We start from the raw sequence: 20,593 nt of genomic DNA on the forward strand, positions 1-20,593 counted from the left end.
ATGTCGAATCGTGCGCTGCAACGCAAGCATGGCGTCGGCTACCGGACCGTGGTCGCCGCGCTGGAGTCGGCCTGGCCGAGGGAGCGGAAGCCACCCCCGAAGCGCGGGTCACGGCTGGACCAGTACCGAGACGTCATCGACGACTGGCTGCGTGCCGACCTGGACGCGCCCCGCAAGCAGCGGCACACCGCGAAGCGGATCTTCGACCGGCTTCTGGATGAGCACCACGCCACCGATGTGTCGTACTGGATGGTGCGCGAGTACGTCGCCACCCGACGCCGCGAGATCCGGGTCGAAGCGGGTCGGGAACCCGCGAACACGTTCATCCCGCAGGAGCACCTGCCCGGCCGTGAGGCCGAGGTCGACTTCGGAGAGGTCGCGATCCGGCTGCGCGGTGAACTCGTCACCTGCACGTTGTTCAGTCTGCGACTCTCATACTCTGGCAAGGCCGCACACAGGATCAGTGCGTCCGCCGGGCAGGAGGCTTTCTTCGAGGGCCACGCGCACGCGTTCCGGGTCCTCGGCGGGGTGCCGACCGGGAAGATCCGCTACGACAACCTCAAGGCTGCCGTTGCCAGCGTGATCGGGTTCTCCCGTCAGCGGGTCGAGGCCGACAGGTGGACAGCGTTCCGCTCCCATTACGGCATTGAGGCGTTCTACTGCCAGCCCGGCATCCAAGGTGCGCACGAGAAGGGCGGCGTCGAGGGGCAGATCGGCTGGTTCCGCCGCAACCACCTCGTCCCCATCCCAGAAGTCGGCTCCCTCGACGAGCTCAACGCCATGGTCGATGCCTGGGACGAAGCCGACGACACTCGGCGGATCGGGTCCCGCGCCCGCACGGTCGGGGAACACTTCGCCACCGAGCAGCCACTGCTCGCGCCACTTCCCAACGAGCCGTTCGAGACCGGCCGCTGGTTCACCCCACGCGTGGACAGGTACGCCCAGATCACGGTCCGGATGAACAAGTACTCCGTCCCCGCGCGCATGGTCGGCCGTCAAGCCCGAGTGCTGCTCAACGCCAGCAACCTGATCGTGTTCGACGGCAAGACCGAGATCGCCCGCCACGAACGGCTCATGACCAAGGGCTCGGCCCGGGTCGACCTGGACCACTACCTCGAGGTCCTCCTACGCAAACCCGGCGCACTATCCGGTGCGACAGCGCTGGAACAGGCCCGGGCTTCGGGGAGGTTCACACCCGTTCACGACGCCTGGTGGGCCGCGGCCTGCAAGGCCCACGGCGACGGCGACGGCACCCGAGCCCTGATCGAGGTCCTGATGCTGCACCGGCACCTTCCACACGAACACGTCGTCGCCGGGCTCGCGACAGCGCTGCGCGTTGGCGCGCTCACCGCGGACGCCGTCGCACTGGAAGCACGCAAGCACAACGAGGCGGCAGACGGCGAAGCCGACAACACGACAGCGAACCACCCGACCACCCTGACTGTCGACGACGGACACGAGGAAGCCGAGACCCCTGCCGTGCGATCGCTGACCGAGCGGCGGCTGCGCGCCCAAATCCCGACCGACACTCGGCCGCTGCCGAGCGTGGACAAATACGACCAGCTGCTGGCCAACCGCCGTGACCCGCCGAACGAAGGAGCCGCACCGTGACCACCAAGCGCCGAGGGATGACCGAGGAAGCAGCCGACGCGGCGATCGACCAGGCCTGCCGGATGCTGAGGATGCCCACCATCCGCAACTCGTTCACCGACTACGCCGACCGGGCCGGACGCGAGCAGATGTCATACCGCGGGTTCCTCGCCGAACTGCTGCTCGCTGAATGCGACGACCGCGCGCGACGCCGTTCCGAGCGACGGATCAAGGCCGCCAAGTTTCCCCGCGAGAAGTCCCTGCGGGCCTTCGACTTCGACGCCAACCCCAACATCGACCCCGCCGTGATCCACACCCTCGCCAAGTGCGAATGGGTCCAGAAGGGGCAACCGCTGTGCCTCATCGGGGACTCCGGCACCGGAAAATCCCATCTGCTGATCGCGCTCGGCACCGAGGCTGCCATGGCCGGCTACCGGGTCAAGTACACCCTGGCCACCCAGCTCGCCAACGAGCTCGTCGAGGCCGCCGACGAGATGACGCTCGCAAAGACCATCGCCCGCTACGGCCGCGTCGACTTGCTCTGCATCGACGAACTCGGCTACATGCAACTCGACCGCCGCGGGGCCGAGCTGTTGTTCCAGGTCCTCACAGAGCGCGAGGAGAAGGCCTCGGTCGCGATTGCGTCCAACGAGTCCTTCGGCGGCTGGACCAAGACCTTCACCGACCCCAGGCTCTGCGCGGCCATCGTCGACCGACTCACCTTCGGCGGCACCATCCTCGAGACCGGCACCGACTCCTACCGCCTGGCCCAAGCCGCAAAGCAGCGCACAACCTGACCGCCGCCCATGTGCGCGAAGTGGTGTCGACGGAGACCACCATCGCCGGCCCAGATCACGTCTCAGTGGTGTCAGAACCCACCTACAAGTGGTGTCGGACCAGACCTTCGAAGCCAGCCCCTCAGATGTCCGATCTGAGGGCCGGGCTGTTGCTTCTCTCAGGCACAACCACCCGAAGAACGGAGAAGTCCAATGAATACTCCCGGTGCCTCGGCGGTCCCCGCACCGCACGGGGCCTCCCCAAACCTCGACCGTTGGACGCGCAACGTCGCCCGTGCTGGCGGCGTGGCCGTCGTCGTGTGGGCCAGCGCCTACGTCGTCGCGTGGGCGAAGTACCCGGACGGCGACGCCACCGCGGGCATGGCGTACGTCCCGCTGGCGCTCAGCGTGCTGGCCATGCTCATGATGGCGCCGCTCGCCACCTTGCTCGTAGCGATGAAGCGCCTCGGTTCGTCTTGGGCGGCTCTCGGATGGTCGCTCAAGATCAGGGTCGTCCTCCTCGCAGCCGCCAGCGTCCCTGCCGTCTGGTTCGTGTGGGCGCTGGCCTACGCGCCGTTGTGGAGCCGCTGGCCTCAATGAAGTGGAGGTAGAACAGGCAGCAGTTCCAAGAGCCCGGCCGCCAGATGTCCGATCTGGCGGCCGGGCTGTTGCTTCTCTCGAACATGAAGACACCCCTGACGCACTCGAGGAACCGACCGAGCCCGACTCGGCCCCCGCTTGTTGGTCGCCTGCACGAGTTGGCGCCCACGGGGCCCGTCGCCGCAGCACAGCCGTGGCGGCCTGCCTCTCGCGTTGCCGGAGGCGGGGTGATCCCGCCACAGATGACGGTGCTGGGCCGACCGGGCCGCGGCAAGGGCGCCCTGACGGCACGACTCGGCGCCGCTGCGACACACAGCTGGCCGGTCGTCGTCATCGACCCGCACGAGGGGTACGAGGCGGTGCTGGACGAACTCGCGGGGTGCGAGCCCCTCCACCTCTCGCGGCACGACAGGGTGATCGACCCGCTCGCGTTTGATCACGCACGAGCGGGCGCGCCGCACGTGACCGCGGGGGAGTGGTGAGCGTGGCTGCGACCAAGACTCGCTCTCGGGGCGGGGCGAAGAACGCGCGGCCGGCGTCGCGCACGATCGACGACCTGTTGGCGGACTTCGGGACCACGATGCCGCGCAAGGAGGCCCCGGCCCCGACGCCGCCGGCGGAGAAGTTGTTCCCGCACACGGTCAAGAGCAGCGGCGTACGCCGGATGGGGCATGGGTGGTCGCCCACGATGCCGCCCCTGGCCGGCTATCAGATGACTTCGGAGGAGACCCCGGTCCTGTGGCCGCTGATCTCCGGTGACGGGCTCCCGCCGTGGGGTGCCGAGATGGGCTACGACGTCCTGTCGGGCGGCAAGTTCTACTGCGACCCGATGGGCTGGGTGCTCGACGACTCGATCCCGGTCACCAACCCCAACATCTTCATCTTCGGCAAGCCCGGCCGGGGCAAGTCGGCCACGGTCAAGGCGTTCATGATCCGGATGATCAAGTTCGGCTACCGCTCGCTGGTGCTGGGCGATGTGAAGGACGAGTACGAGGACCTGGCGAACTTCCTCGGCGTCACGCCGTTCCGCATCGGCCCCGGCCTGCCGGGGCGGATCAACCCGCTCGACCTCGGCCCGCTCGGCGCGGACTGGGAGAAGCAGACCGCTGAGGAGCAGGAGAAGCGCGCCACGGTGATCTTCAACCGCTGGCTCATGTTGATCCGCGGCCTGGTCGCCTCCCAAGGGGTCGTCTTCAGTCCGACCGAGGAACGGGTCATCAACAAGGTGCTGCGGCACCTGACCGGCTGGTCGGCCGGGGCGTCCCGCCTCAAGCCGGTCACCATCCCGCTGGTGTGGGCAGCCCTGGATTCGCCCACCAAGGACCTGGTCACCGACTGCCGCTATGAGAGCGAGCAGGCGTTCTTCAACGGCACCCGCCCGCTGCGCGACGCCCTGGGGGCCCTGTGCGAGGGCTCTCTGCAGGGCATGTTCGACACCGAGTCGACCTTCGAGCCGGACTGGCGCAAGCCGATCCAGACTCTGTCGCTGCGTTCGCTGCACGAGACCGGCAACAAGGTCGCGGTCGGGATCGCCCTGATGTGCCTCAACTCCTGGGGCCAGGGCATGCGAGAGGCCGCATCGGCGGGCGATCGCCGGATCGTGCTCCGCGACGAGGCGTGGTTGCAGACCCGCCTCTCGCTCGAGGCGGTCGAGGCGCTGGACGCCAACCTGCGGCTGTCCCGCACCGAGGGCGACATCCAGCTCGTGACCTACCACAAGCCGTCCGACCCGCTCTCGGCCGGCGACCAGGGCAGCCAGGCCGCACAGATCGCCAAGGACCTGCTCAACCTCTCCGACGTCCGCATCCTCATGGGCCAAGACGAGTCGGTCGCCGACGAGCTCGGCCGCCTGATGGGCCTGTCTGAGATGCAGCAGGGCGTGATCACTAACTGGGCGATGCAGGAGAAGGGCCGCGCCCTGTGGATGGTCGGCGACCAGCGGTACAAGGTCCAGACGCTGCTGACCCCACTGGAGAAGCGGCTTACCTACACCAACGAAGCGATTGATCCGGGAGTGTGAATGTTCCCCGGATTTCTGACGGTTTCGCACCGAACCTGTGCCTGCTCGACGGCTGACCCGAGAGGCCGTTGACATGAAGAAGGGCATCCTGCTCGGCCTGCCGCTGGTGCTGATCGCTCCGCTGCTGCTGCTCGTCTTGGGCATGGGGAGCGCGAGCATCGAGTCGGTCCGCGCCGCATGTGGCACCACGGTGAACTCGACCGCGGGCGGGTCGATGGGGATCGGCACGCTCAACTGGCGCGGCGCCTCGCACTATAAGCGCAACCCACACCCCGGCGAACGGCCCTACAGCGAGCGGGTGCCGAACATGGTGGCCAAGATCAGCGGCTCTGGGGCCTCGATCATCGGGTTCCAGGAGTTCGAGCCGCAGCAGGCACAGGCCTTCCTCAAGGCCACCAACGGCGGCTGGGCGATCGTGGAGGGCAAGAACGGCCGAGGGAAGGCATCGACCGCGAACGCGATCGCCTATCAGCCCTCGGCCTGGAAGCTCGACGAGACCCGGTACGTGTCGATCCGGTACGGCGGCCCGATGATCCAGGTGCCGATGGCGAGGTTCACCTCCACGACGGGGCTCGGGTCGATCTGGGTTCTCAACACCCACAACCCTGCCGGGGCGGTCGGCGGGACGAACGCGATGCGCGATAAGGCGGTGCGCGCCGAAGCCACCGCGTTGACGAAGCTGCAGGCAGCCGAGCCGAACACGCCGCTGTTCCTGACCGGCGACATGAACGACAAGGCCCGGTTCAAGCGGCTGTTCTTGTCGCTCGCGTCGGGGTGGTCGGCCGCCAACCCCACCGACAAGCAGATCGACTGGATCATGGGCAGCCCCGGCGCCACCTTCTCCGGGACCGTGGTGGACGAGAGCACCAACGACAAGGCGCACAAGTACACCGACCACCCGTTCGTCCACACCACCGTGCAGCTGGCCGGCTCGACGCCGACTCAGCCCGGCGCGGCCGACCTGGGCGTGATGCCGACGAGCATCTCCGCCTCCTCGGGAGGCGCGGTCAACGGCACCGTCACCGTCGCCAACGCGAACATCAAGACCGACGCGGGTTTCAACCCCGGGGTGCACGCGCTCGCCAAACCGTCGCCGGACTTCATCACCCTCAACGAGGTCGAGAGTGTCTCGCTGCCCCGGATGCGCTCAGCGGTCCGCGGCTATGACGCCTTCCGCGAGAAGCTGCCGTCCGGCGAGGACGCCTCCCAGGCCATGGGGTCACCGATCTCGAAAAGCTCTTCCGGATCTGCCCAGAACTCTTCAAACTCCGCGAAAAAGGAGAAGAACTCGTTGAGGATGCTATCTAACCCGGCATACAATCCTCCGTCAGGAAATCCGTCGGTAACGTCCCAGACGGCGTCCGGCGAGATGACAGTTCTGATGACGTCGAGGTCACCCTTGGCGTCGTACATGCGCTGAACAATGGATACTTGCAACGAATCGGCCATGACTGCTGTTCCCTTCACGTGCGAGTTCGGCTAGTCGCCGTGACGCCGTCCCTTGCGCGAACTCATGGAGATCTGCCATCGGAGTTTCAGTATGCTGGTGGCAACTGACCATCCGGTCGCCCCAGCGTCCCATTCCTCGGTGGGCCTGCGAAAATTCTTCGGATCTGGTCATCCTGTCATGTCCCTGCGCGTTGCTATCGACCGATACTTGTAACGTGCTTGGTCGAGAATTTCCACCAGATCCTCAAGCTGTTTGGGCTCTGCGAAGCTGCCTTCCTCTCTGGCCAGCTGTTCGAACTTGTCGAGCCAATCCACGCACCAAAGGGCATCTTGCGGGTTCGCGACCGCCTGGCCCTGGAATGTAACCCACACTGGACTGGTGTGGGCATATGCCTGAGGTTGCTCACCGACCCAAGTTTGAACCGTCCCGCCGCGTGCCACCGCTGCTAGCCATGAAGGTTGGGCGACATGCACGTCGGCGGTGAGCGTAGTGAGTTCTTGGCCGCGTCCTACTTCGACGGTCGCAAGCGTTCCGCCGGGCCCAACGATGCTCACATACTCGACATCGTCGCCTTGACACCTGACCGTCGCGCGCACCTTTCCGGGTCCCGCGATGTCTACGGTGTCACCGACCATCCTGCCGTCGACCTCCAGTTCGAGCCATGGGCCGCTGGTGACGAACGTGCGACCGGCTCGCATGGCTTCGCGCCATGCCTCAACCGAGAGTCGATCCTCGCCCAGGTAGGCGTAGCAGCGGTACAGGCCAGGCTGATTTGCCTGGAACCATCCGCGTTTGTGGGACAAGATTGCATCGGTGCCCGCAGTAGCCGCCAGCTTCAGGCCACAGCCCAGCAGCCGGTGGTAGAGGTGCTCGGCTCCGTCGATGTGAGCCGGCTGACCGATGTCGACGGAATCGACCAAACCCAAAACAGCATCGGCTACCAGTTCTCGTGCGACCGGCAGGCGTGCCCTGTGCGGTTCGAACGCGGGATTGACGTCGTCGCTTATCGGCCAGAAGACGGGGTGCGCATATCCAACCGTCGCTGCATGTTCCTTTGCTTCTCGTGCGGCTACTGCATTGGGTGGCCAGTCGTGCGGCTGATCCGATCCCGCATGCCCGGTGTGATAGATAGCTGGTGGTTCTTCCGGCATGAGGGTATGGAAGTGGCCGAACATGTCGTTGCGGTACTCATATCCCCACGTCAGTAGCCTTCCGTCGACCCCTTCGACCTGTCTTCCAGCATAATGCTCGAATGCCTCTCGTTCATAAACGGTCGCTCCCCATGCGTTGGCCGCCTGGACATTCATGAGATCGAGACCCTCACCAGCCTGCGCAGCCATGGCATCTGCTGGCGAACAGATCTGGCCTCCTATGAAGTTCAAGTGAACATGCAGATCAGCGCTGTACCAACCTCGCCGAGCGTCATTTTCGATCCGCTCAAGACTCAGGTCCATTGTGAGCACCTCGCCGGCAGCGGGCCGTGCGGAATGCGAAACCGTGCGATACTCTGGACCACGGCTAACTCGGACTGTCAAATCCGATGTAGGCACATCAATCTCGACCTCGTCTCCATAGAAATATGGCTGCCGATGAGCATCGTACTTGATCAGAACACCTTCGGGGAACCAAGCTCCGCCGCGATCGTCAACCACAGTCCATCGTGAGATATCGTCGGCTCTTAAGAGAAGACGACTGGACTCGATCGGCTCGGCCGCGGTCGCCTGATGGCCTTGGACATGCAGGACCGGCGACTGGAAGCTGACCTCGTGGGTCGATACCGTTCCTGGCGCGTGGGGCGTTCCGGCAACAAAGACGTCGTATGTGGTCGCTTGGCGATCGATCACGTATGGTAGCCGAGGTGGTAGGACCAGCCGGCCGTCACGAAGTACGGCCGTATTTGGGGGCAACGGATCTTCCATGAAGCTGATGATCCCATTCACGCAGTCAGCCCAGATGCCGTCGCCCCGTGAGAGACTGTCGAAGGCATCGAGCCATCGAGCCATGTCGCAACGGTCGATGTATTTCCAGAACAACGTCACAGGTGGAGGTAGCTCGGCATCGAAATCGTAGCGTCCGGTTGATTGAGACTCTTGGTAGGCCGCAATCATTTTTTGGATTTGTGGGGGGACCAGGTGATCTTCGCAACACATGGCGGAATCTCCCTTCTCCTAATCGAATCGAAGCTGTAGCCAATCTGGAAGATGCAGATCGTCTGGAGTGAAATCGGCCACGCCCGTGTGGCCGAGGCCAAGCAAGGCCGAGTCGAGTCCCGACCGTAGGATGTCAGCCACTGCGGCTGTCGTCAAGGGGATGGAGGAGAAGGTCAGGGGCGGAGGGACCCCCACACGAGCACCCATCGGATACCTCAACGTCCGAGCACTCGTCAACGGCCAGGAGACCCGTCACGTAGAGATCGACACCGACCGCGCCGAACACGTGCGCTGGGCGTTCAAGACATACGCCGAGGATCCCGATATCACCATCGCCACCCTCACGGACATGCTCAACGACCGCGGTCTGACCATCCGCGCGACCGCGAATCAAGCCGAGCGACCACTCCAGCGCAGTCACGTCCATCGGATGCTGACCAACCGCTACTACCTCGGCTTCGTCACCTGGCGCGGGGTCGAGTACCCCGGCAACCATCAGCCGATGATCGACGAGCCGGTGTTCAGCGCTGTCCAGAACCGTCTGGCGGGCAACCGCGCCGGCGGCAATCGGGAGCGCAAGCACCGCCACTACCTCTCCGGCTCCCTGTTCTGCGGGCGATGCGGATCCCGCATGGTCTACTCGCGAAGCCGTGGACGCGGTGGCCGCTACGAGTACTTCGTCTGCACCGGCCACCACACCAAGGCCAACGACTGCGACGCCCCCTACATCAGCATCGACCGGATCGAAGCCGCCGTCGAGACCCTCTGGAAGCACGAGCTGCAGCCATGGCAGACCTCGGCCCTGCCGCAGATTCGCGCCGGCCTAATCGAACACCTCAGCGCGATCCGCACCTCGGCTGGGGAGAGCACCACCACCCTCCAGCGCCGGATCGAGAAGGTCCGACGTGACCGCTACAAGTGGGCGGAACGGGCGATGGAGGGCGCCGTTCCCACCGATATCGCCCGCGAGAAGCAGGAGGCGCTCGCCCGCCAGCTGGCAAATCTCGAAGGCGAACTCCAGGCCCTCGAACGGGCGGGCATCGACACCGAAGCCACCCTCACCGCTGTCCTCGACCTCATCGCAGACCCAGCACTCGCCTACCACCAGCTCATCGACGAAGACCGACGACGCTACAACCAGGCATGGTTCTCGCGGATCTACATCGACATCACCGAGGATCCGCCCAACGACCAGGCAACGGCCACCGGCGAGCGAACCGTGTTCGGCGCCGCACTGGAGGCCAGTCGCGAACTCGTCGAGGAGACGCTGAACGACAAAACGCCGGACCCATACAGGTCCGGCGCTGTCGCACATCTCGGCGTTGTCGATGTCATGGGGTCCAATAGGAACCCTTTGGTGGAGCTTCTGGGCGCGGCGCTGTTGGCGCGGTGTCGCCGCCGGCTTCGGTGATTGCTCGCTCTTGGTGCGGGTGAAGCCGTTGCGGGTCAGGCAGGAGGAGATGCGGGAGACCGTGTCGGCGGGGTTGTCGTTGTCGAAGGTGAAGAACAGGGGGTGTCGTTCGGACGGGTCGTCCTCGGTGGCGTCGGGGAGGACGACGCGGATGGCTCCGCCGTAGGCCTCGAAACCGCGGGGGACGCGGCGTTGGAGGCTCCACGCCTCGCTGGCGGTGATGACGAGGATCTCGGCCGCGTCCCCGATCGCCGAGCTGAGCCGGTCGAGGCTCACCTTCGGTCGGTCGTCGAGGACACAGGAGACCAGGACGAGCGGTTTCCACCGGGTGGTGTCCCAGATCCGGTCGACGACCGCGGCGGCACTGAGCGTCATCGGCGCCGGGTCCCTGGCGTTGTCGTAGGACGCGATGGGCTGGGTTCGCAGCGTCTGGGCCATGGATTCCTCCGAGGGGGTCTCCTGGGTTGGTCTCTGGAGGTGATGGTGCCTGTCGGCACCGACAGTTTCTGGTCGACGGCGCGACATGGTGGTGCTCACTGGTCGCTGGGTGTGGTGTGCCGGTGCTCCGCGACGGGCGGCAGGGGTGGCATGTCCTCGGTAACGACCCAGGCCCAGACCTCGGTGCCGGTGTCGGCGGCGATCTGGGCGGCGACCTCGCGGTCCTCGTCGCTGGTGAGCAGGAACGCCGCGGTGGGTGTCTCGGTATCGGTGAACACCAGGGAGGCCATGGGCTTGTCGGGGGCGAGGTTGTAGCGCAGCGATTTGGTGAACCTGCGGCGCGCGTCGAGCGCGGTGTCGAGGAGCAGCTTGTCAAGGAGCGACTCGTATGGCAGCCAGTTGCGGTCGGTCATGACGAGCGAGATCTCCTCGGCGGTGGCCAGGCCGGCGCGGCCGACGGAGAAGGTGGCGATCACCATCAGGTGGCCGTCGTCGTTGTTCTGCCACAGCTCGAGCTCGTCCCCGAACCGCTTGTTGAGGCGCGCCAGGAGGGTGTCGTCGACCATCAGCGGCGCGTCGGGCAGGTGCCTGATGACGAGCTTGTGTCCGAACCGGGCTGACGCGATCTCCTTGAGCTCGCCGATCAGCATCATGAACTGCTGCGCGGAGCCGTGCTGCTGGAGCGGCGCCCACGCGGACAGTCGGCGGGCAGCGATCTCGGTCTTCTTCTCGACGTTGAACGGTTCAGGGACATAGAGTTTCGTGGCGAGCGGCTTGCCCTTGGTGAACTTCCCGCGGGCGGCCTGACGCAGGTACCAGGACACGATGCGCCAATTGCGCTTGCCGTCCATGCCGGGCGTCCAGGTCGCCAGGTCGGCTTCTTGCCACAGGTAGTGCAGGACCGCACGCAGTGTGAGGCGGTTGGGGTCGGCGGCAACGGAGTCGGCCACTCCCCCGCTGCCGGCGCCGGCCGGGGCGGCGCGTTCGGCCTTGGACATGCGGAACCCGAGCTTGATGGCGGTCAGGCCGCTGTCGGCTTCCTCGGTGATCGCCGAGCCGAGGACCTGCCCGAGCCCGGAGAGCTCTTCGGGCGGCAGGTACGAGGCGCATCGGGGTGTGTGCTCGAGACCGGTGTCGGGCATGCGTTTGATGACGAACTTCTCGGGCCCGATCTTGGCGACGTACATGGCGACGCCGTCGGGGCGGCACAGGCACAGGGGCCGGATCCGGTCGGTGTGCGCGGCCGCGAGCAGCTGTTGTACGTCGGGGTGGTTGGTGTGGGTGATCCGGCGGCCGTAGAGCTCGAAGGTCTGCCGGTCACGGTCGTGGTCGCTTGCATGGTCTGCCCGGGCTGGTGCCGGTGCGCTGTGTGTCGTGGTCATATCCAGAAAGGCAACGGTGGGGCCCGTGGATCGGACGCCGGCGGCCCGGTCCGTCTGCAACTTTTTCCACTTTTTCTCCCCGAGGTGTCCGATCTGCGGGCCGAGTGGGTGCCTTTCGTTGAAGAGGGCGGTGGTGAGCCGCGGTGTGGGCTGCGGCCGGCGTCCTCACCAACGGTTTGGAGGTGCCGGGCGTGGCGCGAGGTCGTGCGAGTGCTGACGACTCTGATCAGCTGGCGCTGTGGGATCTTGGTGAGGAGCCAGGTGAACCGGCCGGTGAGGTACCTGCCGCTGCTGGTGAGGTCACCATTCTTCAGCCGTCGGGGACGAAGGGAAGCCAGCACGACGCCGCCGCTGCGACGGACGCGCCAGAGCCCGGGCTCGCTGAGACTGTCGGAGAGAGGGCGCACACTAGGGACGAGGCGGAAGGAGCAGGCGATGAGTCCGCAGACCAGCAACGAGGTCGACCCGAAGATGAAGTACGCGTCGATGGCATCGCGGTACTGGGCGACGTACCTGCCGAGCCGCCTGGAGACGATCCCGGTCCCGGAGCGCCGAGCGTTCTTCGAGGACCTGGGACAGCAGGTGGCCGAGATGGTGGACTACCTGGCCGCGGACAACCTGCGAGCATCCAGCCGGCCGCACGATCCACCGGACTTGACGCGACGCCGGGCGACGATGGCACGGATGCGGGCCGAGGAAGAGGCGCTGGCCGAGCTGGTGTACCTGCCGAAGGAACGGGGCACCCTCTCACGCGAGACGCCGACGACGCTGACCTCGGAGTAGTCCAATCGTCGGCGGAGGTATCCACCTCGCCGACCGCCGCCACCGTCCACTCCCCTGACCCCGGTCAGGACCTGGATGTCGACACGGTGCGGCCCGGAGACCAGCTCACCGGCGGCCGCATCGTGGTCTCGGTGAGCAGTCAGAACGTCGCGGTGCGATCTGGTGACGGCTACGTCGAGGCTCACCCGGTCACCGAGTTCGGCGACCCCCGCCGAACCTTGGCCAGGCAGCGCATCATCGAGCCCGGCTCGACGTCGACCGACGATCCCGCAGACCGGCGCAACCCTGCGGCGACCACCGCCGCCGACGCGGTCAGCTACGTGCCGGTGGAGTATCACGCCGTCGACTTCGCGCGGATGCCGGACGGCAGCGCGCGGCGGTTGACCTACGACGACAGCAATCCGTACGCCGCCCACGCCGAGATCCACGCACTGCTCGATGGCAAGCGAATCGGCAAGGTCCACTGGACGCCCGGCTACGGCAACCCCACCGTCGAGGTCGACCCCGACCATCGCCGCCAGGGCATCGGCACCCGCCTGATGCACGAAGCCCAGACGCGTGATGCGTCAGCGGTCGAGCAGTGGACACCGGTCACCTCCGCGGGGCAGGCACTCGGCCGCCGTCTCGGGTTGGACGCGATCGAAGGCACACCGACGGATGCACCGACCAAGGAGCCGGACGAGGCAGTGGGGACGGCAGACTTCCAGCCCACCGGCCACGGCGATCTTGCTCCTCCCGGGGTGGACGCGAAGGTTCAGGCGAACCTGGCGGCCCTGCGGTTGTTGCGGCACATCGAGGCAGAGGATCGTCCAGCCGCGGCCGATGAGCAGCAGGTACTCGCGCGGTTCGCCGGGTGGGGTGCGTTGCCGAAGGTCTTCGTGACCGGTGACGACACCTACGCGCCGGTCCGCGAGGAGCTGCGCGGACTGTTGTCGCCCGCTGAGTACGACGACGCGATGCAGAACGCGTTGAACTCCCACTTCACCGACGCCGGCCTGGTGGAGCCGATGTGGGCCGCCCTCACGGGTCTAGGGTTCGAATCCGGGCTGGTGCTGGAGGCCGGCTGCGGCACCGGCAACTTCATCGGGTTCGCCCCCGCGGGTGCGCGAATGGTCGGGGTGGAGCGCAACGAGGTCTCCGGCAGCATCGCAAGGCTGCTCTACCCGTCGGCCGAGGTGCGGGTGGAGTCGTTCGGCGAGACCCCGATGCGGCCCGGCACCTACGATGCAGTGATCGGTAACGTCCCGTTCGGGAACTATCCCGTCAGGGACCGCGTCCACAATCCGCGCAACCAGCTGCTGATCCACGACCACTTCATCTCCAAGTCCCTGGTCGGGTTGAAGCCCGGCGGCACGATGGCGGTGATCACCTCCGCGGGCACCTTGGACAAGCAACTCTCGACCGTGCGCCGCGGCTGGTTCGAGCAGGCCGATCTGCTCGGGGCCGTACGCCTGCCCAACGCCGCGCACCGGGCGGCCGCGGGCACCGAGGTCGTCACCGACGTCCTCGTGCTGCGGCGCCGCGAATCCGACCGGACCCCGGGAGACGACGCGTGGGTGACCTCGGTGCCGACCCGGCTGGACGACGGCACCGAACGGCACATCAACGGCTACTTCGCCGCCCACCCGGAGAACATCCTCGGCACCACGGCCACGGGGCAGGCCGCGATGGGCCGCGAGTTGCTCGCCGTACGTCCGCTCGCCTCGGACGGCCCCCTGGGCAGCCAGCTGCGGGAACGGCTCGAGGTGATCGCCGCGGCCGCCCTCGCCGAGGACCGTGGCCACTCCCCCGCCGGCACCGAGCCACCGTCGACCCAGACGTCCACCGCACAGACGCCCGCACAGGCTCCGGCCACGCCAGCGAGCCGGACGCGGTCGACGGCCGGCGCTCCCGCACCCGTCAGCCACGGGCCCGTGCGGTCTGTGCGCACCCTGGCCCGTGCGAAGAAGGTCGGGCAGATCACCCACACCGCCACCGAGCCGGTGCCGGGCAAGCGCCGGGGTTCGGCGGGGTCGCTTCGCCACTCGTTCACCGTCGTCGACTTCGACGGCACGGAGGTGCCCTACGTCCCGGACGGGGCCAAGACAGCCGGGCGGCGCACGAAGGATGGGCACCATCCCTCGCAGGCCGACGAGCTCGTGAGCCTGCTGCGGATGCGGGACCTGGCCGCGGACCTGCGCGAGGCCGAGCGGGAGACAGTCGAGAACACCCCGGAGATCGACGAGCTGAGGGCCGAGCTCAACCGCTGCTACGACACCTACGTGGCCGACTACGGCCCGATCAGCCGGATGAAGGCGTCTCAGAAGCAGGTCACGGTCAAGGACGCCGAGGACCCGAACCAGACCGAAGGGCTGGTCGAGGGCGATGACGGCGAGTGGTACCAGATCACCTACATCAAGCCGGGGATGGGTGGCATTCGCAAGGACCCGACCTGGTGGTCGCTGACGGGCCTGGAAGCCGCCTACGACGAGTTCACCAACACCGCGACGAAGGCGAAGTTCTTCACCCAGCGGATGGTCGGCTTCCGCGAGCTCCCGGCGAAGGCGGAGTCGCCGGCCGACGCGGTGGCGATCAGTCGCGAGCACGACGGCCGCGTCGACATGGACCGCATTGCCGGCCTGCTCGGCGTCAACGTCGAGGAGGCCACCTCGCTCACCAAGGGGCTGGTCTTCACCGACCACCGGACCGGCGACCTGGTGCCCGCGCACCTGTTCCTGTCAGGCAACGTGCGCCGCAAGGCGGGAGAGCTCGAGGAGCTCGCCAAGGACGATCCGGATAAGTGGGGTGAGGCGGCGGCCGCGATGCGGGCCGCGGTGCCTCCGGACAAGGACGTCACCAAGATCAGCGCCAAGCTCGGCATGGTGTGGATCCCCGCGACGGATGTGGAGACGTTCGTTCGCGACATCACCGGCAACGACCGGGCCATCGTCACCTACTCCGAGGAGGACGGCTGGAAGTGCTCCCCGGCGAACGGCGGATCCCGCCGCAACCCTGCCCTGGAGGGCGGCGGCAGCATGGGCGCCCCACCGGGGCATGACTGGCGCAAGCCGTTGAAGGCGAAGTGGGGCACCTCGCGGCGGACCACCTACCAGCTCGTCGAGACCGCGTTGAAGGGCCAGCGACCGCAGGTCACCGACAAGGACTCCGAGGGTGTCGAGCGGATCAACCGCGCCGAGACCGAGGCCGCCGGGGAGCAGATGGAGGTCATCGAGAAGGAGTTCGCCCGGTGGCTGTGGCGCGACCCCGATCGCAAGCAGCGGCTGCACGCCGCCTACAACGACAAGTACCGCTCCTACACCGACGTCAACTACGTCGACTCCCCCTACTCGGCCTACCCGGGCATGTCGGACGCGATCGCCCTGGATCCCCACCAGAACGACGCGGTCGCGATGGCCAAGGACTCCGAGGCGGTGCTGTTGCACCACGAAGTTGGCACGGGGAAGACGTTCACCCTTGCCGCTTCGATGATGGAGAAGCGGCGGCTGGGGCAGATCCACAAGCCGGTCGTGGTGGTGCCCAACCACCTGCTGGAGCAGTGGGTGCGGGAGTTCACGATCCTCTACCCCGACGCCGAGCTGCTGGCCACCGACACCAAGGGCATCTCCGGCCCGGACGCCCGGCGCCGGTTCGTCGCCCAGGCAGCCTCGCACGATTGGGATGCGGTGGTGATGACGGCCTCCTCGTTCCGGCTGCTGCCGCTGTCGGAGGAGACGATCGAGGACAACATCCAGCAGCGCCTGGACAAGCTCCGGGGCGAGCGCGAGGAAGCGCTTGCCGAGGGCGACACCAAGGCGGTGAAGCGGATCGGGGAACGTATCGAGCGCGAGGAGTCCTCGCTGCGCGAACTGCAGGACCGCATCGGTGGCGACATCGGGCCGCTGGACTTCGAGACCGCCGGATTCGACTACGTCGTGGTCGACGAGGCGCACGAGTACAAGAACGACGAGGTGGAGTCCTCGGTGCGGGCGCTGGCGAAGGGGAAGCCGAACCTGGGTGCGGTGGACCTGCGGGCCAAGCTGGACTGGCTGCGCGAACGCAACGCCGAGCTGGGGAAGCGATCGGTGGCGTTGTTCGCGACCGGGACGCCGATCTCGAACAGCACGCGCGAGTTCTACGTGATGATCCGGTTCCTGCGCCCCGATCTGCTCGCCGAGGCCGGCGTGAGCGAGTTCGACGACTTCCGCAAGGCCTTCTTGCAGATGGAGGAGTCCATCGAGCCGACCGTGACGGGCCGCCTTCAGGTGAAGATGCGCGAGGGCGACGGCCTGGTCAACGCGGGCGAGTTGAAGCGGATCTGGGTGCAGTTCGCCGACGAGGTCACGGCCGAGGACGTCGGCCTGGAGCGCCCGAAGCTGCGCGGTGGGCAGGCGGAGAAGATCCTGCGCGGTGTCTCGGAGCATCAGCAGGCGTTCATCCGGCACCTCAACGTGCGTCGGGAGGCCATCAAGCCGAAGTTCAAGCCCGAGCCGGGCGAGGACACGGTCGTCGCGATCGGCACCGACGGGCTCACCTCGGCCGTCGACCTGCGGCTCATCCCCAAGCTGAAACTGTGGGAGGCCGGGATCGACCCGGCTGACCTGACCGATGAGGACTCGAAGGTGCCGCTGGTCGCCGAGCAGGTCCTCGCCGAGTGGGAGCGGACGCGTGACATGGAGTTCACGGTTCGCCGCGGGTCGGCGGAGCCGGCGCCGATCCGGGGCGGGTTCCAGCTGGTGTTCTGCGACAAGGGCGTCCCGAACAGCGAGGGCAAGCACTCCTTCTACGACGCGTTGAAGTTCGCGCTGGTCGACGGCGGCCTCAAGCCGGACGAGGTCGCGTTCATCCATGACGCCGAGGGCGATGCGACCAAGCTGGGGAAGCTGACCGAACGGTGCCGTACCGGCGAGATCAAGGTGTTGATCGGGTCGACGGGGAAGATGGGCACCGGCCTGAACGTGCAGAACCGTCTCTCGGCGCTGCACCACGTCGACGGCGCCTACCGGCCCGACCAGATCGAGCAGCGCAACGGCCGCGCCATCCGTCGCGGCAACCAGTTCGACGAGGTCCGGGTCCTGTACTACCCGCTGGAGGGCTCCACGGAGGGGTTCCAGTGGGCGCACGTGGCCCGTAAGGACAACTTCCTGCGGGCGTTCGCGCTCGCCGACCTCGACGCCACGATCATCGGCCAGTCCGAGTCGGCGACCCAGTCCGAGGCCGCGATGTTGAAGGCGCTCGCGGCGAACAACCCATTGCTGATGGACAAGACCCAACTGGACCTGGATCTGCGGCGGATGCAGAACCAGGCCGACACCTTCGATGCCTCCAAGGATTACCACGCCAACGTGGTCGCCCAGGGCACGCGGATGATCGAGTCCCTGACCGCGAGCATCACCGCGCTGGAGGCCGCGGCCACTGAGGTGAGCGACACCTCCGGTGAGGCGTTCCGCATGTTCGCGACCAACAAGTACGGCCGCCTCGAGGACCGGCCCGTGATCGAGCGCAAGCACGCGGCTCTCAGGTTGGCCGCGTCTCCAGGCCTGTCAGGGAATCTGGACTTCGCGCCCCTTGGCGAGGGGCGCCCGTTCCTGATCGGCAAGCTGGGCGGCGTACGGCTCTACGCCTGGACCTATCGCCCCGGGATCGGGAAGGCGTCGTACCGGGTCGGGGTCGACGATCCCCGCAACACCCGCGAGTGGGCGCCGGACCTGTTGGACCTCTCCCCCGCCGACCTGACGCCCGGCAAGATCGACACCGGTGCGATCACTCGACTGGAGAACCTGGTCCGCAGCATCAACGATCGTCCCGCCGCGCTGGCTGCCCGGGTCGACCGGCTGCGCAAGGAAGTCGAGGTCTCCGCTGCCGAGCAAGACACCACTTTCGAGGCCGCCGACGAGCTCGACGCTCTCAAGGAACGCAACCGGGCGCTGACCGAGCTCATGCGCCTGGTGGCCGCCGACCGCCCCAGCGGCGCGAACAAGGGCAAGGATGGGGCGGCAGAGGCGCCGGATGCTGCCGAGTCGGCGGCGTCGGCCGGCAGTGCGTCCGACGATGCCGCACGCAAGCACGCCGCTCTCGTGGCCGAGGCCGAGACCACCTACAACGAGGCGACCGAGAAATGGCGGGCGCTGCGCGATGCCAGGCTCGAGGCGCCGGGGAACGTCAAGCCGGCAGAGATGGGCGCGATCCGCACCTCACGGCGCCGGATCAAGCAGCAGATGGCCGAGCGTGCACGCGAGGCCCGCGGGGAACCTGCACCCCGGCCACGAATCCACGCCCGCGACGCCTCCGCCGACCACGCGCCCGCCTCGGCGTCGGCACCTAACGGATCCCGGCCATCTCCTCGGCCCGCGATCGCCCCGCCTCCGCCACCGGCGTCCCCGCCGCCGCCGGGCTTTGGTGGACCCACGGCTGGACTGGGGTGGTCGCGATGACCCCGACGCGAGTCCAGTTCTCATCCACAGGCGACGTCCCACGCCGGTTCTCCTCACGTTCGGGCGCGCCGGACGCGGCCGCCTGGCTGGGTCTGTTCCACTTGGTAGCGGGGTCGGACCCGCTGTCGATCCTCTTCGAAAGGACCACACCCTGATGTCTGTTCCCACCGACGTCCGCGCCGGCGACGTGTACGACGCGTCCCCGGACTTCGTCTACGCGGTCTCCCTGCTTGCCGCGCTCGAGGGCGCGACCGGGCAGGACGGGCACGCCATGGTGCTGCCGTTCCTGGGCATGGCTCGTGCCGAGCTCACCGACTTCGGGCAGCGGCGCCCCGCTCGCTACGTTCCCGTGCACGTCGGTGACCTGCAGACTGGGCTGGCCGACCTCGAGGAGCGCCTCACCACGCTTCTGGCCAACTCACAGGTGCTCCAGCACAGCCTCCGCCTCGACTCGGCGCGGCGGCTGCTGCGCCGCGGCGTGGCCGCCGTCGCCTAGCAGGGAGTGCGGCGATGCCGGTCGCTGAACCCTCGACAGTCTGAAACCTGAGTTTCAGACTGGAGGGGTGGGGCGCCGGGTAGAGGGCAGCTACACCGTGGGTCAGTTGGACGTCGACCTGCGGCGCATCGTCCGGCGCATGCTTGCCGCGCACGAAGCCGATGCGGCGCGGTCGCGAGAGGCGTTCGGCAAGGAATACGCATCTCACCTCGGGCCGACGGTGAGCCAAGACCGAGAGCTGGCGACGTTGCGGAGTCTGCGAGCTCTCGCACGGCATGTCGACACGATGATCGACGACCAGATCGTCAGTGCCCGGCGACGCGACAATCCTGCGGCCTGGGCCGCGATCGGCCGCGAGTTGGGGATCACTGGGCAGGCGGCGAGCAAGCGAGCCCGGACCCGGAACCTTCGCGTCGTACCGTTGACGCCTGAGCGGTACGCCGAGATTGTCGCCGAGGCCCGCCATCTCACTGGACGTGACTGAGCACGGCATCTGCGCTCAGATGATGTGACCGATCCTGCGTGTGGGCGGTTGCTTCTCTAGAACATGACGAACCCGCTTCCGGCAGATGCGACCTGGTCCGACTACGTCAACGCCCACGGCGGGGCGGATGTGCCGGGATGGTGGGTGACGTTGTGCTGGTATGCCGATTCGGTGCATCCGCGGCCGGAGGTGGTGGGTCCGTACACGTCGTACGCCCAGGCGGTCTCCGCGATGGAGGACTCGCTGTTGATCGACAGCTTCGCTGAGGACACCAAGCGTGAGGAGTGGCTCGACGACGTGTACGTGGCCACCGACCCGGCGTCCATCGCCCGGATGTGCACCGACTACGGGAACCGGGTCACGTTGATTGACCCGGGCGACCCGCACCACTTCGGGCGCGGTGACCTGCCGGGCCCAGACACGCAGTCGGAGTCCGGTATCTCGGTGTGGGGCGCCGGGATTCAGGCGGCCGCCCTCAGCACCACTCCCCCACCGTCGGTTCGGCCGGCTGCCGGGCATCACACGATCGGCGACTCTGGCCCTGTCGTCACGCCCTAACCCTGGACGTGCGATGGGTGTGGTGAGAACACCTAGCCGTTATTC

General features: G+C 67.2%; 15 protein-coding genes. 13 read left to right on the top strand and 2 right to left on the bottom strand.

What is annotated here, in order from left to right; translation table 11 throughout:
- From istA to RBB84_RS25080, 6 genes are all read left to right on the top strand, one after another.
- Positions 1 to 1,611 carry an IS21 family transposase gene (gene istA / locus RBB84_RS25055; protein WP_350247795.1) on the top strand — a complete coding sequence of 537 codons (1,611 nt, stop codon included), beginning with the start codon at positions 1 to 3 and terminating at the stop codon, positions 1,609 to 1,611.
- A complete protein-coding gene (gene istB, locus RBB84_RS25060) occupies positions 1,608 to 2,387 on the top strand; it encodes an IS21-like element helper ATPase IstB (protein WP_114651940.1) in 780 nt (259 codons plus the stop codon). Before istA ends, istB begins: the two co-directional genes overlap by 4 nt.
- Positions 2,388 to 2,579: 192 nt before the next feature.
- Positions 2,580 to 2,966 carry a hypothetical protein gene (locus tag RBB84_RS25065; protein WP_350247797.1) on the top strand — a complete coding sequence of 129 codons (387 nt, stop codon included), beginning with the start codon at positions 2,580 to 2,582 and terminating at the stop codon, positions 2,964 to 2,966.
- 227 nt (positions 2,967 to 3,193) lie between these two features.
- Positions 3,194 to 3,448, top strand: coding sequence for a hypothetical protein (locus RBB84_RS25070; RefSeq protein WP_350247798.1), 255 nt, complete (start codon positions 3,194 to 3,196; stop codon positions 3,446 to 3,448).
- 2 nt (positions 3,449 to 3,450) lie between these two features.
- Positions 3,451 to 4,986, top strand: coding sequence for a hypothetical protein (locus RBB84_RS25075; protein WP_350247799.1), 1,536 nt, complete (start codon positions 3,451 to 3,453; stop codon positions 4,984 to 4,986).
- Between the two features lie 73 nt (positions 4,987 to 5,059).
- The gene (locus RBB84_RS25080; protein ID WP_350247801.1) at positions 5,060 to 6,406 is read left to right on the top strand and encodes an endonuclease/exonuclease/phosphatase family protein; all 1,347 of its coding nucleotides are present in this window, start codon (positions 5,060 to 5,062) and stop codon (positions 6,404 to 6,406) included.
- Between the two features lie 197 nt (positions 6,407 to 6,603).
- Here the strand turns inward: RBB84_RS25080 and RBB84_RS25085 are convergent, their stop codons facing one another.
- Positions 6,604 to 8,544, bottom strand: coding sequence for a CehA/McbA family metallohydrolase (locus RBB84_RS25085; protein WP_350247802.1), 1,941 nt, complete (start codon positions 8,542 to 8,544; stop codon positions 6,604 to 6,606).
- Between the two features lie 172 nt (positions 8,545 to 8,716).
- Here RBB84_RS25085 and RBB84_RS25090 point away from each other — a divergent pair, with 172 nt between their 5' ends.
- Positions 8,717 to 9,997 carry a recombinase family protein gene (locus RBB84_RS25090; RefSeq protein ID WP_350247804.1) on the top strand — a complete coding sequence of 427 codons (1,281 nt, stop codon included), beginning with the start codon at positions 8,717 to 8,719 and terminating at the stop codon, positions 9,995 to 9,997.
- Positions 9,998 to 10,217: 220 nt separating this feature from the next.
- Positions 10,218 to 10,400, top strand: coding sequence for a hypothetical protein (locus RBB84_RS25095; protein WP_350247805.1), 183 nt, complete (start codon positions 10,218 to 10,220; stop codon positions 10,398 to 10,400).
- Between the two features lie 130 nt (positions 10,401 to 10,530).
- Here the strand turns inward: RBB84_RS25095 and RBB84_RS25100 are convergent, their stop codons facing one another.
- Positions 10,531 to 11,817 carry a DUF1173 domain-containing protein gene (locus tag RBB84_RS25100; protein ID WP_350247806.1) on the bottom strand — a complete coding sequence of 429 codons (1,287 nt, stop codon included), beginning with the start codon at positions 11,815 to 11,817 and terminating at the stop codon, positions 10,531 to 10,533.
- Positions 11,818 to 12,252: 435 nt separating this feature from the next.
- On the opposite strand from RBB84_RS25100, the gene RBB84_RS25105 reads away from it, so the two are divergent.
- From RBB84_RS25105 to RBB84_RS25125, 5 genes are all read left to right on the top strand, one after another.
- On the top strand, positions 12,253 to 12,600 hold the full coding sequence (locus RBB84_RS25105) for a hypothetical protein (RefSeq protein WP_350247808.1): 348 nt from the start codon (positions 12,253 to 12,255) through the stop codon (positions 12,598 to 12,600).
- Positions 12,601 to 12,731: 131 nt separating this feature from the next.
- Positions 12,732 to 19,010, top strand: a complete 6,279-nt coding sequence (locus tag RBB84_RS25110) for an SNF2-related protein (protein ID WP_350247809.1) — start codon at positions 12,732 to 12,734, stop codon at positions 19,008 to 19,010.
- A 154-nt stretch (positions 19,011 to 19,164) separates the two neighbouring features.
- Entirely contained in the window at positions 19,165 to 19,506 is a 342-nt protein-coding gene (locus RBB84_RS25115; protein ID WP_350247811.1) for a hypothetical protein, read from the top strand.
- Between the two features lie 106 nt (positions 19,507 to 19,612).
- Positions 19,613 to 19,990 carry a hypothetical protein gene (locus RBB84_RS25120; protein WP_350247812.1) on the top strand — a complete coding sequence of 126 codons (378 nt, stop codon included), beginning with the start codon at positions 19,613 to 19,615 and terminating at the stop codon, positions 19,988 to 19,990.
- Between the two features lie 63 nt (positions 19,991 to 20,053).
- On the top strand, positions 20,054 to 20,548 hold the full coding sequence (locus RBB84_RS25125) for a hypothetical protein (protein ID WP_350247814.1): 495 nt from the start codon (positions 20,054 to 20,056) through the stop codon (positions 20,546 to 20,548).
- The last annotated feature ends 45 nt before the right edge of the window (positions 20,549 to 20,593 follow it).

Source organism: Rhodococcus sp. D-6, from assembly GCF_040256695.1.
GTDB lineage: Bacteria > Actinomycetota > Actinomycetes > Mycobacteriales > Mycobacteriaceae > Rhodococcus > Rhodococcus pyridinivorans.

Bases quoted from the DNA above. Each gene is read 5' to 3' on its own strand.
- istA (WP_350247795.1), top strand. From the start codon at position 1: ATGTCGAATCGTGCGCTGCAACGCAAGCATGGCGTCGGCTACCGGACC.
- RBB84_RS25125 (WP_350247814.1), top strand. From the start codon at position 20,054: ATGACGAACCCGCTTCCGGCAGATGCGACCTGGTCCGACTACGTCAAC.
- RBB84_RS25115 (WP_350247811.1), top strand. From the start codon at position 19,165: ATGTCTGTTCCCACCGACGTCCGCGCCGGCGACGTGTACGACGCGTCC.
- RBB84_RS25095 (WP_350247805.1), top strand. From the start codon at position 10,218: ATGACGAGGATCTCGGCCGCGTCCCCGATCGCCGAGCTGAGCCGGTCG.
- RBB84_RS25090 (WP_350247804.1), top strand. From the start codon at position 8,717: ATGTCAGCCACTGCGGCTGTCGTCAAGGGGATGGAGGAGAAGGTCAGG.
- RBB84_RS25105 (WP_350247808.1), top strand. From the start codon at position 12,253: ATGAGTCCGCAGACCAGCAACGAGGTCGACCCGAAGATGAAGTACGCG.
- RBB84_RS25085 (WP_350247802.1), bottom strand. From the start codon at position 8,544: ATGATTGCGGCCTACCAAGAGTCTCAATCAACCGGACGCTACGATTTC.
- RBB84_RS25080 (WP_350247801.1), top strand. From the start codon at position 5,060: ATGAAGAAGGGCATCCTGCTCGGCCTGCCGCTGGTGCTGATCGCTCCG.
- RBB84_RS25100 (WP_350247806.1), bottom strand. From the start codon at position 11,817: ATGACCACGACACACAGCGCACCGGCACCAGCCCGGGCAGACCATGCA.
- RBB84_RS25065 (WP_350247797.1), top strand. From the start codon at position 2,580: ATGAATACTCCCGGTGCCTCGGCGGTCCCCGCACCGCACGGGGCCTCC.